This window comes from Xenorhabdus hominickii, assembly GCF_002632725.1.
In the GTDB taxonomy this organism is placed as follows: domain Bacteria; phylum Pseudomonadota; class Gammaproteobacteria; order Enterobacterales; family Enterobacteriaceae; genus Xenorhabdus; species Xenorhabdus hominickii.
In genome coordinates this window covers 84459-98827 of record NZ_NJAI01000004.1, presented here as the reverse complement: position 1 = coordinate 98827, position 14369 = coordinate 84459, and the positions used below count along the sequence as shown (strand labels likewise).

Sequence of the window (14369 nt, the reverse complement as noted above, 5' to 3'; positions counted from 1 at the left end):
TGTTCCCAGATTTTGGCAGGGGATGGCATGTGACACCGCCTTTTATTTAAGGAAGAAGAGCCCCATCATGGCACAATATGGATTACGGCTGTAGTACTAGTTACTGAATCTAATGGTCTAGCATGGCGGCTCGATCGGATTAACTAGATGAACCATATTCAACTTTAGGTTCCTCACTTTCTAAAGCCACAAACGCTTTTCTTACTTTGTGGCCTAGATTGTTAATCTCTTCTACATGCAGACATAAATCATGCTGATATTTTACCCTCAGCATATCAGCTAATACTTCCCGTGCTGCTTGTTGTGATGCATCTGTTAACTCTTCAAATTTCATAATAACCTCAGTTCATTTATTTGAATTCGGTGTCGGGTTTTCTTTTATTCCCCCCCCCTTGATAATTTCGTGAGCAATCGCCCTCTGCATACTGCCAGTATCAATCAAGGTCTTATTGGGTTCAGCCCGCCCCTTATGTGCTTTAGCCGCTACAGTCGTCGGATGATTAGGTGGCGAAACGCCTTGCTCAATCGTATCTTTGATATCCTGCACTATAGTCATCCCCAAGATATTGAAAGCAGATTCGACCCGATCACTGTCTTGTGCATTACCTTGCAGAAGCGCACCGATAGCTTGCCCCCACTCACCTGACTTATTCGCTATCGTTGAACGCATAAATGGACGGGGAGGAATGTTTCTGGTGCCAAATTCATTAGCTGCGGCATACGGTGCAATCGGCTCCCCGGTATCTTCGTTCGTCGAACCAGAGAGAATACCAATATTCATCTGTACATTCAGATTGCCTCTGATACGGGATAACGCCGCTTTCAGCTTGTCATTGGTTGCCATAACTCACCCCCACGGATGGTAGTGTTTCACCGCTGAATAACGTCCACCGACCACATATTTACGGGTGGCTTGCCAGTACATTTGTCCACATGGTGTCGTTTTAAACCATGAGGCATTGGCAACATCTGGAACAGCAAACGAGACACTCACTGAACCGTAATAAAGCCGGTCAGGTTCTAACTCCAAATTTTCCCAACCGGGAATTTCCCGCCCGATATAGGGCACCACCTGTTCTTTGGTCAGATGCGTCTGTGAGACATGCAGGTAGCCATTGGCATCAATACGTCGTCGGCTTCCCTCGTCAAACACGACCGAGTTTTTTTCTTTAGACATGGTTAACCACTTCCAATTTGAGGAATGACAGGCCGGAAGTCACATTTACAATTGATTAATTCACCGGCATGGATATGTCGCTGCACATGAGGGTCATAACATCCCTCACTCAGATTGAAGCGCTGACCGTTCATCTTGATGTGCGAATCACGGTAGGATTTGCTGCCACCAGCGCGATGAATCCAAATTCCCTCTGTGATACCGGAGGATTTACAACGCTCCCGCGCAATGGCATTAGTGGCTTTGGCGTTCTGGTCACGGGCAATGGTTTTAGCGCGGCTTTCTGTCACACCGTAGAGTTTCTTTAATGCTTCTTTCAGGAAACCGACATCCCGCCCATTCACGACACTTTGTTGCACCAGCGTTTGAACCTGTGTCAGATATTGCTCAGGAATGGACTTAATCAGACTGACCTGCTGCTCGTACAGACTGTCTAAAACGTTCTGCACTTCTGGCGTGACCCGCATGTTAACGGTGATGCTGGACGGGATGAATTAGCCGCCCGTATGCCGTCACAGAAACAATATATTCGCGCCGCGATGCAAAATGCGCTGTGTGAATGTCAGCTCAATTTATTCTAACCCTACCCCATTAACTAACGCTACCTCAGTGGCGGGAGGAGTATTATGACTATTAAAATGATAGAGACACTCGTTTACTATTCACCCGGTGCGCCTTATCACTGTGCTGGCGGACAGTGAAGGTGAAGCCCGTTTACTGGCTGGCATGTCCTCTCTGATATTCGTTTCTCGTCAGGAGGTGAACCATGCGTAACCCTGCACCTCATGGCTATTACACCCATAAGAACGGGGAAACCGTTCAGGTGACGTCATTGGCACGGGCATTGATGAAAATGATGAGCAATACCTGATAGTCCGCTGGAAAGCGAAGGGCAGTAAAGACCCGGTCATTAAAGGGGTGGCGTCGGCCGACATTGGAGAACGCGAAGGCTGGCGAATACTCAAGGCGGGGGGCGTGCAGGTGACCACAAAAAGTAATCTCGGGGCGATCCTGGCTGACTGGCTGATACGAAGCCACACAAAAGAAATCTGGAGTATGACGGCAAAATCAGGCTGGCATAAAGGGGCCTATATCATGCCGGACGGTTCAGTGATTGGTGTACCTCAGCAGCCTGTTTTGTTTAACGGGGGTAGTGCTGCGGCGAATGCTTACACCGTTTCAGGGACAACGGAAAGCTGGCGTGAACAGGTCGCACGGCTGGCGAATAATAACCCCTTCATGATGCTGGGCATTGCGACGGCGTTAGCGGCCCCGATGATAGGAATTGTGGGGGCGGATGGCTTTGGCGTCCATCTTTACGCGCAATCGACTGCCGGGAAAACCACGACGGCTGATATTGCAACCAGTTTATACGGAAAACCGGATGAGCAACGGCTGACGTGGTATGGCACTGCGCTGGGGATAGCCAACAAAGCCCTGGCACACAATGACGGATTGTTGTCACTCGATGAGGTGGGACAGGGCGCGAATCCTAAACATGTCCACACCTCAGCTTATACCCTGTTTAACGGTAAGGGGAAAATACAGGGGGCAAAAGAAGGCGGCAACCACCCGTTAGCGAGCTGGCGAACCGTGGCGATCAGTACCGGCGAGAAAGATATTCCTACGTTCTTGATGGAGGCTGGGATCAAAATTAATGCCGGGCAATTAGTCCGGTTGCTGAATATCCCGATGGAAAGGGCCAAGACCTTGCACGGGGCAGAAAATGGTAAGGCGCATGCGGATGCTTTAAAGCGCGGCTGTCGTGAACATCATGGTGCGGCAGGACGGGAATGGATCGGTTATCTATCGTCACACCATGAGGAAGCCAGACAGGCTTATCTTGAGGCGCAATCCCGGTGGAGCAAGCTGATACCGGAAAGCTATGACAGGGTCAGTGATCGCTTTGCGGTGCTGGAGGCGGCTTTAATGTTGGGGCGGGTCATTACGGGCTGGAAAGCGCAGGATTGCCGCGATGTGCTGCAATATATCTTTAATGTCTGGATGGCGGAGTTTGGGACAGGCAATAAAGAATTTGAACAGATTGTCGAGCAGGCCGTTTCCTTTCTTAACGCCCATGGCATGAGCCGCTATGCCCCTCTGCCCTATGATGAGCGGGACTTACCGATTCGGGATTTAGCCGGATATCGGGAAAAGAAAGGTCTCCATGATAATGATCCGATGATTTTCTATACCTTACCCGCCACTTTTAAGCAGGAGATCGCCAAGGGTTTTAACGTGGATATGTTCGCAGACACGTTAGTGAAAAGCGACATACTCAAAAAGCCAGCCAGTGGAAGGAGCTATCAGGGCAAGACACCCCGTCTTAAGCATCTGGGGGGTATTCAGCAACGGGCTTACATCATGGTGTTAGTGCCTGAATCAGACGAAGAAGCCTGGTCTTCTCATGTGAGGGCTAAAACCTGTTGTCTCTGTTGTCTCATTTTTATTAACTGTATGAATTATAATTATTTTTGTTTTTAAATTGAGACAACATGAGACAACAAACAGGGGTTTTGAGACAACATCAAACGGGTAAAAATTTTCTTTTTGGCAGGCCATTGGAGGCATTATGAGAAAATTACGTAAATTATACCGTCAGAAAATCAATGGCTTTACGGGGATACTATTGGAACTTCGCCCCCTGTCTGAAGAGCGGTTCCATGATCATGACCTGACCGACAGGATTATCCTCAATCTGGTGGGGGAATGTGTGAATGCGTGATATTCAAATGGTATTGGAACGCTGGGGTGCATGGGCCAGTGAGGGAAATAGTGACGTTGACTGGGCACCCATTGCCGCAGGGTTTAAAGGTCTGGTTCCCAGTACCCGAAAGACCTGCGTTCAATGTTGTGATGATGACGGCATTGCGATTGATGCTGCCGTTCTGCGATTGAGGAAATATAACCCTTATTATTTCCAACTGATTGTTATGCACTATATTAAGGCGTCTACACTGCGGGCAATGGGCACCAAGTTAGGCATTTCCCATAACGAAGTATCAAAACGGTTACAGGCAGCCGAGGGATTTATTGAAGGTGTTCTGGCCGTATCCGGGGTGACTTTGGAGCTGGATAAATGCGTACAAAAAGAAATCATCAATCAGGTTGCGTAATTACAAAAGTCGGTATATTGTGATAAGAGTGATAGCAATGTCACACAGCTTATCGATTTAACAAGCCTCGCCTCGGCGGGGTTTTTTATTGCCAGAAAAACAGATTAGAGTTGCCATTCCCTTTGGTTGGAATTGCATGTGTAGTATCCTAGTGTTATTGATATGTAGCCATTTGGAGTGTGGTATGTTAATTACGCTAGTTGATATAAATAAGGACAATTATGAAGCTGTCTGCGATCTATTGGTAACTGATGAACAGCGAGAATATATTGCGGAAAATGTGTTTTCTCTTGCTCAATCCAAGTTTTTTCCATCATATGAAACTCGCGCGATTTATTTGGATGGTACGCCTGTTGGTTTTTTTATGTGGGTACCCTCTGATACCGGACAAAAAACAACTATTTGGCGTTTTATGGTGGATAAGAGCCATCAAAATAAAGGTATTGGGCGTAAGGCGTTAATGCTGGCCATCGAGGAAATAAGACGCACAGAGCAATTGGAAGAAATAGAAATCTGTTATAACCCAAATAATCTTGTTGCGAAAAATTTTTATGCCAGTTTCGGCTTCATTGAAGTTGGTATAGATGAAGAAATTAAAGAAATGTTGGCGGTTATAAGGGTATAGTCACAAGTTCCACTCACCGGAAATGCCGGATAACGATCATGGTCGGGCAGCACCTCATATCACGGTTAAATCAATTAGTTAAGTGTTATTTCAGGTGATGTGAGCAGCACTTCGATCAGGGTTAGAGAACACCCCTACATGCTAGATAAATCAATGTGTTAATCTGATTTTCAGCGAAAAAGAGATCACCCTCATGAAAGACGAATTCGAATGGTGTGATGAGTTCGATGGATTTTAATTCCCCCGAATTCGAGGGAATCTAGTAGTCTACTTTTTATTTTCGCCTTTTTTCAATTTAAGCCCAAAGAGAACAAGCCCAATAGCCAATAAGCTTTCGACAGTACCCAGTAAAAAATCATCATATTGAATAAATCTAATACCCGCCATAAAAAGTAATATCACACCGGCAAGAATGAATTTAAATGACTTTTGTTTGAGTGGGTTTTTGTCGTTCGGTTGCATAAAAATCCTTTTATATTAAATGTTAAAATCTAGCATGAGTATCACATGTTCGGTCATTCCGAACAACTCAACCTGTCGGTCTGACCGACTAGTTAAAATTCAAGGCTGCGCATGGCGTGGCCTTTTTGTTTTGTCATCATAAAGTCAGGAAACCAGAAATGAAAAAGTTAACAGTCACCCTTTTAGGTCTAAATGAGAATAACACTGCTGGTTCTGTAACTTTTAAGGTATGGCAGCGTGATAACTTACTGATTGAAGACACGTTGAAAGGAAAAGTTTCAGAGAGATATAGCAAGGTTTATGATATCGATGGTTTTAATGAGCCTGTAAGAATTGAGCATAACCGCAACGATCTCCCATCACTTAAAATTACTGCCCGCATCGCATAATCAATTGCGTTTTATTGAACTTTAGTTAACCAATTAATAATCTATTCTCTGGGTACCCAATCGAAGGAGATAGAAATGTTTGTAGAAGAAGGGTTAAAGCCAGATCCGGATAACGCTGGTTTTGTGCTTGGATGGGGAGTTGTACGCTATTCTCCTTGGCATTTAGCTGGCGTGTATGCCACTAAAGAGAAAGCCGAAATAGAAGCAGTTAATTTCGGCTCAGTTTATGAAGTCCATTACGGATCGCATAGAACGGGTAGTGATGACTTCGTATGGGGCATTGATCCCTAATCATTACTTATTTCTGGATGGATTAACGTCAGGGTCGCAAATGCGGCCTTTCTCATATCTGGAACTTTGGCGTAGAGGGTTCGCGCGGATGCCTGAAGAGCATCAGGACTCGGTTCGATTCCGAGAGGTTCCACCCAATGATGATGAACACGCCACTTTGATAATTGAATAAATAATTTTATTAATATTTTAATGGTGCGATTTTTGACCAAAAGGCGTTTGTTTATTAATCTTAATATCTCCTGATGTACACAACAATGGGAGAAAATGCATGAAATATTACGTTTATACTAAAACTGATAAGCAGGGTGATCATGAAGTGCACCGTGAAGGATGTAATCGTATGCCACTAGATGAAAATCGAGTGACCCTCGGTGACTTTACTAGCTGTCAGTCTGCTGTGAAAGAGGCAAAACGACGGGGCTACAGTGCCGACGGCTGTCGCTGGTGCTCATCGGAATGTCACACATCCTGATATCAGTAATATGGACATAATTAAAGGTCGCTGAGGCGGCCTTTTTCATATCTGCAATCCTAACTAATTGATATTCATTCGATATCGGAATTCCGATATCGACCTCCTATTAACTTAACTCACAGGGGCGAACCTATTTCACCCCACGGACGCCCATTGTTCTGATGGGGTGGAATATGAAGATGAAAGAGAATCCTGATTTCTGGGCCGAACTATTAAACGGCCTAAAAAACTCGTGGCCGCAGATATCCGGCTCTGCTTTGGCAATCGCCATTTGTTACGGTCGCCTGATTTATGACGGCGTAGACCGTAAGAACCGATGGATTGAGGTGCTGCTCTGTGGTGCCTTGTCATGGAGTGCGTCCAGCGGCTTAGAGATGTTTGGTATTCCCAGTAGCTTTGCACCCGCTATCGGTGGCGTTATCGGTTTTATTGGCGTTGAGAAGATACGGGAGATTGCCATTCGCGCCATCAATAAACGGTTGGGAGATAAATAATGACCAGAGGCATTCGTAACAACAATCCGGGCAACATTGATCATAACTCAGCTAATCAATGGCAAGGTCAGTTGAAGCATGACCCGAACATTGAAAAACCGTTCTGCCGGTTTGAATCACCCGAGTATGGTATTCGGGCACTGATGAAGCTGTTGTGTAATTATCATAAGGGCGGGCACAACAGCGTATCTAAGATTATCAATCGCTGGGCACCTTCAATAGAAAATAACACTACGGCTTACATTAATGGGGTAGCTAAGGCGCTGAGTGTGGATCCGCATCAAGTTCTCGACATGAATAAACCCACACTGATTGCGCTGGCTAAGTCCATTATCCGGCACGAGAACGGCCAGCAACCTTACCCAGATGGTGTGCTTGAAAAGGCCTTCAATTTACTCTGAATCCTGAGCCTCGCATTCGCGGGGCTTCTTTTTATCTGCGTACTGACGTACGCAAAATCCAATCATGACTTATAGAAATAGAGCCTGAGAGATATCGCTAGGTGGCGACCTTTCATGAGGCGATATTTCTACGTCAGCAGGCTCTTATTTCTATAGGAATACGCAATATGTATACAATCACAGTTCCCTTTTATGATGATGAACTTTATGTTGTGGAATACAACAATGAACCGTATGTGCCGATGAGACCGATTGTTGAAGGTATGGGGCTAGCTTGGCAATCACAGTTAGAGAAGATAAAACAAAGGTTCAAATCAACTATAACGGAAATCGTTATAGTTGCCGCAGACGGTAAAAAGAGGGAAATGACTTGCCTCGCCCTTCGTAAGTTGGCTGGCTGGTTAGCCACGATCAGCCCTAACAAGGTTAAGCCTGAAATTAGGGGCAAGGTGATCCGTTATCAGGACAAATGCGACGATGTCCTCTACGAATACTGGACAAAGGGTGTTGTGGTCAATCCCCGCAAGCGTAGCGTGATGGAAGAACTGAATCAGGCCTGTGCTGAATTAAAAAGAGACAAGCAGATCGCCAGTGTGTTTGGTACTGGCCTCAACGAATGGAAGAAGGTCAAGCTTGAGCATGAAAGCAAGATAAGAGGATTGGTCGGACAGGCCGCTGACTTAGTTCTGGATCTTGTTCTGGCTGAAACAGGTAAGGGTAAAATAACACGCACCGAATCAAGGTGAGTAATATGAAATTCAACAGCCAGTACTTCACCCTCAGTGCTTTGGTGATTGTCTCTGGCTTGTTCTGGTTCTATTACAGTGAGTATCAAGAAAAAGACAAAGCCTACACGGAACTGGATACGAAGTATAAGAATCAGCAGGCCATCACTGACAATGCCTTTCAGTCCATCAGGATCATCAATGACATCTCACGCATTAATAGCGAAAACCGGCATCGGTCAGCCGTGGATTCTGAGCAAACTAAAACGGCCATCAAAGATGCGGTGGTCAATCATGATTGTGCCAATCGCCTTGTGCCTGATGGGGCTGTTAACCGGTTGCAGCAACACACGAACCGAATACGTTCCGGTGCCACCGGTACCCATTCCGGCACCTCTGCTCGCTGACTGTTTGCCTCCGGTGATACCGGACACAATGTCATGGAGTGACAGTCTCATTCTGAATGAGCAATTATTAATGGTCATTGAGCAGTGCAATCTGGATAAGCAGGCGATACGGGAAATAGAAGAAAACAAGCAGCCACCTCAGAGCTAATGATACTGGGGTGGCAGGAGTGAGTTAGGGCAGTGTCAATGGGTCATGAGAGGACGGCAGGAATGAACCGTCCTACTCGGTTTTATAGTATGTTCAATTTGGCTAATTTGCCGGTGGAATATAAGGGGGAATTGGAATTATGGGTTTTGGCAAAGGAAAAAAGGGCATTACGCAATGTTCCCCTGTAGATGTTAGAACGCATACAGGGCCACTTGATGGTGCGCTGGGAGAATCAGCATAAGTTAGCACTGGAGCTAAAATAGCCGAACCCGCCAACAGGCAAAGAAGAATGAATTTTTTCATTTTACTCTCCACTTGTAACGCTATTATCAAAAGCTTGATAAGACCATTAGGCTTATCCCCATCCAACAATAAACGAATAATGCTTAACAATTAGTTAACGCCTGAAACTAAAGTCAATATTTCTTTGCCCGTTCCCTGAGTGGTTAAAGGAATACGGATAACGCATGCTGCCACTTCGTTCCTACCGCGTACCCAACGCACACGGACTGGTGGCATTTTTATTTGCGTCGGGTTATCGCCGTCGGTCGGTATTAGCTGAGACCTGTTCCCTTAACATCGAGCGTACAGACAGAATCAAAAATAACCCATGCCACCGTGTAGGACGGATCATTATCAGCAATATCCGCTGTAGGCAGAAGAAGTGATGTGACAGCCGGAAAGACGGCCTGCATTGCCATCATGATTCGCAGAGTGGTGATAGCTATGCAGTAGAGAGCAAAGTCCGATTATCGGATATCGCCCATATTTAGGGCGCTGACAGTAACCTAAGTATAAAGTAGACTGAAACTTCAATAAGACTAATCAACAAAAGGAATTTTGGTTATGGGAATGCTGTTACTGCCAGTGATCGGTTTATTGCTACTGTTTTTGTCACTGCTTGTGTTGATCTGTCTGGTTGCTTTTATTGCTACCTGCTGGATACATCTACAAAAAGGGCTACACAACGGTGGGTTTTTTATTGGTCTTTCAGGGGTAGGCTTAGTTCTGTCATCTTATGGCCTTTATAAGTTTCTTTCTTGGCTCGGAATTGTATGAATTTGAATATTAAATAAATCACCACCTCTGGGTGGTTTTTTGCTTTATGGAGGGCAGCACATGCCACCCCGTATCCCCCGCGCCTGCCGCAAGCAGGGTTGCCCCAAGACCACCACCGACCGAAGCGGCTACTGTCCTGACCACCTGCACACCGGCTGGCAGTCTCACCAACAAGGCAAGAGCCGACATGAACGCGGCTACGGCAGCCAATGGGACAGATTAAGGGCCACCATCAAGGCCAGAGACAAGCACTTGTGTCAGCAATGCCTGCGTCAGGGTCGGGCCGTGACAGGAACAACGGTTGACCATATCAAACCCAAAGCCCACGGGGGCACGGATGCGTTATCCAATTTGGAATGCTTATGCTGGTCTTGCCATCGGGCGAAGACCGCAACGGAGCGACTGCGATAGTCACTCAACGACTGATAATTAATGCCAGTGAGTAAATATATCTGATGTAACCATGACAGTTAAACAATGGTCTGATGACGTAATTTTTACCTGAAATCATTGCTGTTGTCATGGTCACGTATAGGGCGGGGCGGGTGAAATCGCTACCTCTCTCGCCCCACAGGACCGCCGCCTTACCTCTGTTCAGATCGCCGCGAAATGTAAACCTTTTTTTGGGGTGCCCCAACTGCACCGTTTTACAGGAGAAATCACATGGCAGGACGACCGCCAACCCCGACTCACCTGCGTTTGGTGAGGGGTAACCCATCAAAACGCCCGATAAACGCCAACGAACCGATGCCGGAAAAAGGGGTGCCCCCGATCCCGAAGCATTTCGGGAAAATGGGCCGCTATTGGCATGAACGGATCGCCGGGGAACTGGACAAAATCGGCGTGTTAACCAGTCTGGATGCGAAAGCCCTTGAGTTGCTGATTGAGGCCTACGTCGAATACCGGACCCATTGCGACACCTTAGAGAAAGACGGCTATACCTACCGCACCGATCAGGGCCTCATTAAAGCGCCCCCCGCCGCTGGGATGAAAGCCGATGCATGGAAACGCCTTCACGCCATGCTCAGTGCGTTCGGCATGTCCCCCTCCAGTCGCACGAAAGTCAATATCGCCGGAGAAGACAAGGCCGATCCGCTGGCGGAATTTTTACAGATGAGGGATTAAGCATGGCTAAAGTGGCTGACGGCATTCGCTACGCCGAGCGGGTTGTGGCGGGTGAGATTGTCGCCGGGGAATTGGTGAAACTGGCCTGCCAGCGCTTCCTGACTGACCTGAAAACGGGGGAGGCTCGCGGGATTGTGTTCAGTGAACCCCGTGTCCAGCATATCCTGAACTTCTACAAGTTTGTCCCGCATGTCAAAGGGGCACTGACCGGCAAGCCCATTGAACTGATGGACTGGCATATCTTCATTCTGATTAACCTGTTCGGCTTTGTCTGTCCGCTGGTGAATGAGGCCACCGGTGAGGTGGTGCTGCGTAATGACGGCAGTGGGCGCCCGGTGATGGTACGCCGTTTCCGTACCGCGTATATAGGGATTTTCACCATACCTTTTGCTTTCATATTTACAGGGTTACTTAATGTAACTTAGTGACTAACGACTAATCTGACGGCAGAGCAAAGCCCTAATTCGGACTTAGGTGATAACCCATTGATATTCAATCAAACGCCAGATTTGGCGTCTGCTTATACTTTGAGCACCTCAAAATCGGAGAGCGCAAAATGCCATCAACAGTGTTCGAGGCAAGCACTGCCCCGATTATTTCGAGTCAGTTTGACCCCCTCGATAAAATCAGTCTGGTGATTTTATGACTAAAATATTATCTAACCCATTGATATTTAATCAGACCCCGAATTTGGGGTCTGCTTGTATTTTAACCACAGGAATTATTGTCGGTTGGTTACCTCGTTGCATGGAGTAAGAATTGCCCCTCTTTAAGAGGTTCAGTTTGCGTACCGAAAATATCGGTATGCAAATGATGAATATTTGTGCTGACGAAAAACGTCGATGCAAAACCCAATATTCGATAATCGGACTTTGGGTGTGACTGACAGTTGGTCAGTCGCAAATGACGGTGAGCGTAAATGATATTTACTCACAAAATTTGCGCGGCAGTAATACTGACTCACAAACTTTGCACAACTCATTAAGAGGTGCGCACAAAAGAGTGATCTAGAAACAAAGGGTTAAGTTATTTTGTCCAGACCGTTATGTCCAAGCAATACGTTGAAACACAATGAATTTATAACGTTTGTCCAGCACATAAAGTAACCATTGGGATTTCCGCAATGGTTGGGTCAAAGTGACGGCTTCGGATAAATCAACGAGTTAATCAACTATAGAGGAAATCCCTATGGTTGCCACTTATCCTCAAATTGAGGATGAATGAAGTATCAATAAGTTTTAAATGACACAAGAAGGCTTGAGTTTAAGCAGCCCAGTAAAAGCCCTTTAAAATCATTAAAATCCAAATTTGGGTTGTCTTTAAGGTGGGTATTGAGATTTCCTCAACACCTTTTGCTGAATGTAACTGAGTGACTGAATACGTATTACGTTCGCAGTGATTTAACTTACTGATTTTTATCATGGTTGAAAAACCAGTTCATCTATAGGCGGTGGAACATGGCAAGAAGACAGAAGAAGAATGCACCCTCGATAGTCGTCACGGTCACAGGCAAGATTACCGTTGCCCCCAAGCGTATAAAGTGCCAGACAGGTAAAGTCATGGCAGTCGCTACTATGCGGGTGCAGAGCGATAAGCGCAGTGATTACCCGCTGGGTGCCATTGCTTTGATGAGATGGCGCTATCGGTGATGCTGTTACAGAAAGGTCAGGTGATCACGGTGACGGGAAAGGCTTCACTGGCAGGGCTATCAGTTGGCTGTCAATTCTATCGCTTAATAGGTTCCGACGAATGGCGTCGCAACCCTCTAAGGTCGGAACGTTAAACGTACCAACCTACTCACTTTCGACGAAATTCGTCGTCAGTCATTAGCTCAGTACATTTAGCGTATTGACCTCTTCTTATCCCTGTAGGGATATCAGATAACAGATTGTAGTATATCAACAACATAAACAAGATTGGTGAAGCTTCTTGGTCTAATGCAGATTGTATATAAATTTGTATATCTTTTAATATGGAATTTATTTATTAATTTATTATCAATGAATTAATCATCATTCATTACACCCAATCCCAAAGCAGTACAACGGGTCAATGACCCGCTCCCCATCCCCACCCAATGCCAATGCTGTCGTAACCACGTGACCATCGCCCATCACACGGAGGTGTTTGGGGAGGTTCGCAGTCGCTGGCCGTGGCTCTATGTCTGCTGGTCATGCGATGCCCGTGTCGGGATGCACCCGGAAACGAATATTCCGCTGGGCTATCTGGCAGATAAACCGACACGGGAGGCGAGACGGAATGGTAAACAGGAATTTGAGGAAATGCGGAAGAGAGGGAATTTTGAACGCACGGACGCCTACCGATGGTTAGCATGGCGGCTGGGCGTCAGTGCCAGTAAATGTCATTTCGGCTGGTTTAATGCCGAGATGTGTGAGAAAGCAGCGAATATATGCAGGGGATTTAAATGATGACAGATTACAAATCACTATATGAAGCGAGTAAAAAAGAAATTGAAGCCCTGAAAGAACAGGCTGGCATTACATGGAATGGAACTCCTATTTCTGAAATAAAAATGCCAGAAATTGCAGGTTATAAACAAATTATAGAGGCTACCGTTTGGGCAGAATCAGATTGTGAACCAAAAGATGGTGAGTTTTCAGTCTATATCAGGCCACTAAATGGCACAGTTATTAATAGTGATACGTATGAATTAGTTCATCATGAAATATACGAATCTATCTGCAATGGAGCATTGAAAATAAAACCAGAAATTAACTATAGAATTATATGTTATGAGTCAGGTGAAAGTTGCGATGTATTTTGGGATAAATATTTCATATCACTACCAGAAACTATAATTACGGAGAAATGGGAATGACTAATTCAGATTTATGCAGAGAAGAAGAAATGAACAATGATGTGATTGAATTGGCGCAAAAAATTATGTTGGCATTATCAAATGAACGTGAATTAATAGGAAAATACCCAAATATATTTTTTGGTCATTATTTAATTAATGCAGAAAATATAGCAAAAATCTGTAATGAAATAGACAGCCTTCGGAATGAATTAGCCAAATATGAAAATATGGAGCCTGTGGCGTGGAAAAATATGGTGACCGGGGAAATTTACACAGAGTTTCCGCAATCAAATAAAACTCATTGTCTAGCTGTTCTATATTACCAACCACCCCATAGTAAATAGCGAGGCTCATCATGGATATTATCGATGCAGCGAATGATTTAAATGAACTGAATCTATCTCATGCGCTCCAGAACCGGCAACCAGTACTAACCAGTATCAACGGGATGTGCCGATGGTGTGAGACGGAGCCAGCAACACACGGGGCATTCTGTAGTCAGGAGTGCGGGGAGGATTATGAGCGACTTCGGAGGAAATAACACCCCAAAAGGGTCATGTATTAAATAGTTAGTTGTTGTGATATGCTTCCCGCCTTTTAAGGGTAAAGCATGGCCAAAGCTGACGTCTATTGCCGTTATTGTCACAAATC

At 45.6% G+C, this 14369-nt stretch carries 27 protein-coding genes, 1 tRNA gene and 2 pseudogenes; 23 read left to right on the top strand and 7 right to left on the bottom strand.

Going from position 1 to position 14369, the window contains the following annotated elements; genetic code table 11:
- Positions 1-139: 139 nt before the first annotated feature.
- From Xhom_RS12985 to Xhom_RS12970, 4 genes are read right to left on the bottom strand one after another with little or no spacing between them, the layout of a single operon-like run.
- On the bottom strand, positions 140-334 hold the full coding sequence (locus Xhom_RS12985) for a hypothetical protein (protein WP_069315309.1): 195 nt from the start codon (positions 332-334) through the stop codon (positions 140-142).
- Between the two features lie 12 nt (positions 335-346).
- Positions 347-844, bottom strand: a complete 498-nt coding sequence (locus Xhom_RS12980; protein ID WP_069315310.1) for an HK97-gp10 family putative phage morphogenesis protein — start codon at positions 842-844, stop codon at positions 347-349.
- Between the two features lie 3 nt (positions 845-847).
- The gene (locus tag Xhom_RS12975) at positions 848-1177 is read right to left on the bottom strand and encodes a DUF2213 domain-containing protein (protein WP_069315311.1); all 330 of its coding nucleotides are present in this window, start codon (positions 1175-1177) and stop codon (positions 848-850) included.
- A gap of 2 nt (positions 1178-1179) precedes the next feature.
- Positions 1180-1626: a phage head morphogenesis protein gene (locus tag Xhom_RS12970; RefSeq protein WP_169928433.1), complete on the bottom strand. Its 447-nt coding sequence runs from the start codon at positions 1624-1626 to the stop codon at positions 1180-1182.
- A 376-nt stretch (positions 1627-2002) separates the two neighbouring features.
- Here Xhom_RS12970 and Xhom_RS12965 point away from each other — a divergent pair.
- The 4 genes and pseudogenes from Xhom_RS12965 to Xhom_RS12955 all read left to right on the top strand — a co-directional run.
- A pseudogene (locus Xhom_RS12965) lies at positions 2003-3571 on the top strand (DUF927 domain-containing protein); the annotation flags it as partial.
- Between the two features lie 178 nt (positions 3572-3749).
- Complete coding sequence (locus Xhom_RS30215; protein ID WP_157104588.1) at positions 3750-3902, top strand: hypothetical protein; 153 nt, start codon at positions 3750-3752, stop codon at positions 3900-3902.
- Positions 3895-4293: an antiterminator Q family protein gene (locus Xhom_RS12960; protein ID WP_069315313.1), complete on the top strand. Its 399-nt coding sequence runs from the start codon at positions 3895-3897 to the stop codon at positions 4291-4293. The genes Xhom_RS30215 and Xhom_RS12960 overlap by 8 nt, the downstream gene beginning before the upstream one ends.
- 184 nt (positions 4294-4477) lie before the next feature.
- Entirely contained in the window at positions 4478-4918 is a 441-nt protein-coding gene (locus tag Xhom_RS12955; RefSeq protein WP_069315314.1) for a GNAT family N-acetyltransferase, read from the top strand.
- Positions 4919-5185: 267 nt separating this feature from the next.
- Here Xhom_RS12955 and Xhom_RS12950 read toward each other — a convergent pair whose 3' ends face one another.
- Positions 5186-5380, bottom strand: coding sequence for a hypothetical protein (locus Xhom_RS12950; RefSeq protein ID WP_069315315.1), 195 nt, complete (start codon positions 5378-5380; stop codon positions 5186-5188).
- Positions 5381-5538: 158 nt separating this feature from the next.
- Here Xhom_RS12950 and Xhom_RS12945 point away from each other — a divergent pair, with 158 nt between their 5' ends.
- The 9 genes from Xhom_RS12945 (at position 5539) to lysC (ending at position 8713) form a co-directional block, all read left to right on the top strand.
- Complete coding sequence (locus Xhom_RS12945; RefSeq protein WP_069315316.1) at positions 5539-5769, top strand: hypothetical protein; 231 nt, start codon at positions 5539-5541, stop codon at positions 5767-5769.
- Positions 5770-5844: 75 nt separating this feature from the next.
- The gene (locus Xhom_RS12940) at positions 5845-6060 is read left to right on the top strand and encodes a hypothetical protein (protein WP_069315317.1); all 216 of its coding nucleotides are present in this window, start codon (positions 5845-5847) and stop codon (positions 6058-6060) included.
- Positions 6061-6120: 60 nt separating this feature from the next.
- A tRNA-Phe gene (locus Xhom_RS12935) sits at positions 6121-6193 on the top strand.
- A gap of 138 nt (positions 6194-6331) precedes the next feature.
- Positions 6332-6535 (top strand): hypothetical protein, encoded by a 204-nt coding sequence (locus tag Xhom_RS12930; protein ID WP_071933824.1) that lies wholly within the window; start codon positions 6332-6334, stop codon positions 6533-6535.
- A gap of 176 nt (positions 6536-6711) precedes the next feature.
- Positions 6712-7032: a phage holin, lambda family gene (locus Xhom_RS12925; protein ID WP_232326231.1), complete on the top strand. Its 321-nt coding sequence runs from the start codon at positions 6712-6714 to the stop codon at positions 7030-7032.
- A complete protein-coding gene (locus Xhom_RS12920) occupies positions 7032-7433 on the top strand; it encodes a structural protein (RefSeq protein ID WP_069315318.1) in 402 nt (133 codons plus the stop codon). The genes Xhom_RS12925 and Xhom_RS12920 overlap by 1 nt, the downstream gene beginning before the upstream one ends.
- A gap of 167 nt (positions 7434-7600) precedes the next feature.
- Positions 7601-8179, top strand: coding sequence for a phage antirepressor N-terminal domain-containing protein (locus Xhom_RS12915; protein WP_069315319.1), 579 nt, complete (start codon positions 7601-7603; stop codon positions 8177-8179).
- Between the two features lie 5 nt (positions 8180-8184).
- Positions 8185-8565 carry a hypothetical protein gene (locus Xhom_RS12910; RefSeq protein ID WP_069315320.1) on the top strand — a complete coding sequence of 127 codons (381 nt, stop codon included), beginning with the start codon at positions 8185-8187 and terminating at the stop codon, positions 8563-8565.
- On the top strand, positions 8528-8713 hold the full coding sequence (gene lysC / locus Xhom_RS12905; protein WP_244590787.1) for an Rz1-like lysis system protein LysC: 186 nt from the start codon (positions 8528-8530) through the stop codon (positions 8711-8713). The genes Xhom_RS12910 and lysC overlap by 38 nt, the downstream gene beginning before the upstream one ends.
- Positions 8714-8815: 102 nt before the next feature.
- Here lysC and Xhom_RS27125 read toward each other — a convergent pair whose 3' ends face one another.
- A complete protein-coding gene (locus Xhom_RS27125; protein WP_145957452.1) occupies positions 8816-9106 on the bottom strand; it encodes a hypothetical protein in 291 nt (96 codons plus the stop codon).
- Positions 9107-9232, bottom strand: a complete 126-nt coding sequence (locus Xhom_RS39890; RefSeq protein ID WP_257784753.1) for a hypothetical protein — start codon at positions 9230-9232, stop codon at positions 9107-9109.
- Between the two features lie 327 nt (positions 9233-9559).
- Between Xhom_RS39890 and Xhom_RS12900 the strand changes: the two genes are divergently transcribed.
- From Xhom_RS12900 to Xhom_RS12860, 10 genes and pseudogenes are all read left to right on the top strand, one after another.
- The gene (locus tag Xhom_RS12900) at positions 9560-9772 is read left to right on the top strand and encodes a hypothetical protein (RefSeq protein ID WP_069315322.1); all 213 of its coding nucleotides are present in this window, start codon (positions 9560-9562) and stop codon (positions 9770-9772) included.
- A 60-nt stretch (positions 9773-9832) separates the two neighbouring features.
- Positions 9833-10183, top strand: a complete 351-nt coding sequence (locus Xhom_RS12895; protein WP_069315323.1) for an HNH endonuclease — start codon at positions 9833-9835, stop codon at positions 10181-10183.
- 252 nt (positions 10184-10435) lie between these two features.
- Entirely contained in the window at positions 10436-10897 is a 462-nt protein-coding gene (locus tag Xhom_RS12890; protein ID WP_099139762.1) for a phage terminase small subunit P27 family, read from the top strand.
- A gap of 2 nt (positions 10898-10899) precedes the next feature.
- Positions 10900-11262, top strand: a pseudogene (locus Xhom_RS12885) (hypothetical protein); the annotation flags it as partial.
- A gap of 1092 nt (positions 11263-12354) precedes the next feature.
- Positions 12355-12546, top strand: a complete 192-nt coding sequence (locus tag Xhom_RS12880) for a hypothetical protein (protein WP_069315326.1) — start codon at positions 12355-12357, stop codon at positions 12544-12546.
- A complete protein-coding gene (locus tag Xhom_RS39885; RefSeq protein ID WP_257784754.1) occupies positions 12546-12680 on the top strand; it encodes a hypothetical protein in 135 nt (44 codons plus the stop codon). Before Xhom_RS12880 ends, Xhom_RS39885 begins: the two co-directional genes overlap by 1 nt.
- A gap of 235 nt (positions 12681-12915) precedes the next feature.
- Positions 12916-13326, top strand: a complete 411-nt coding sequence (locus tag Xhom_RS12875) for a zinc-finger-containing protein (protein WP_069315327.1) — start codon at positions 12916-12918, stop codon at positions 13324-13326.
- Entirely contained in the window at positions 13323-13736 is a 414-nt protein-coding gene (locus Xhom_RS12870; RefSeq protein ID WP_069315328.1) for a hypothetical protein, read from the top strand. The genes Xhom_RS12875 and Xhom_RS12870 overlap by 4 nt, the downstream gene beginning before the upstream one ends.
- Positions 13733-14062: a hypothetical protein gene (locus Xhom_RS12865; protein WP_069315329.1), complete on the top strand. Its 330-nt coding sequence runs from the start codon at positions 13733-13735 to the stop codon at positions 14060-14062. The genes Xhom_RS12870 and Xhom_RS12865 overlap by 4 nt, the downstream gene beginning before the upstream one ends.
- An 11-nt stretch (positions 14063-14073) precedes the next feature.
- Entirely contained in the window at positions 14074-14259 is a 186-nt protein-coding gene (locus Xhom_RS12860) for a hypothetical protein (RefSeq protein WP_071933826.1), read from the top strand.
- Positions 14260-14369: the final 110 nt, after the last annotated feature.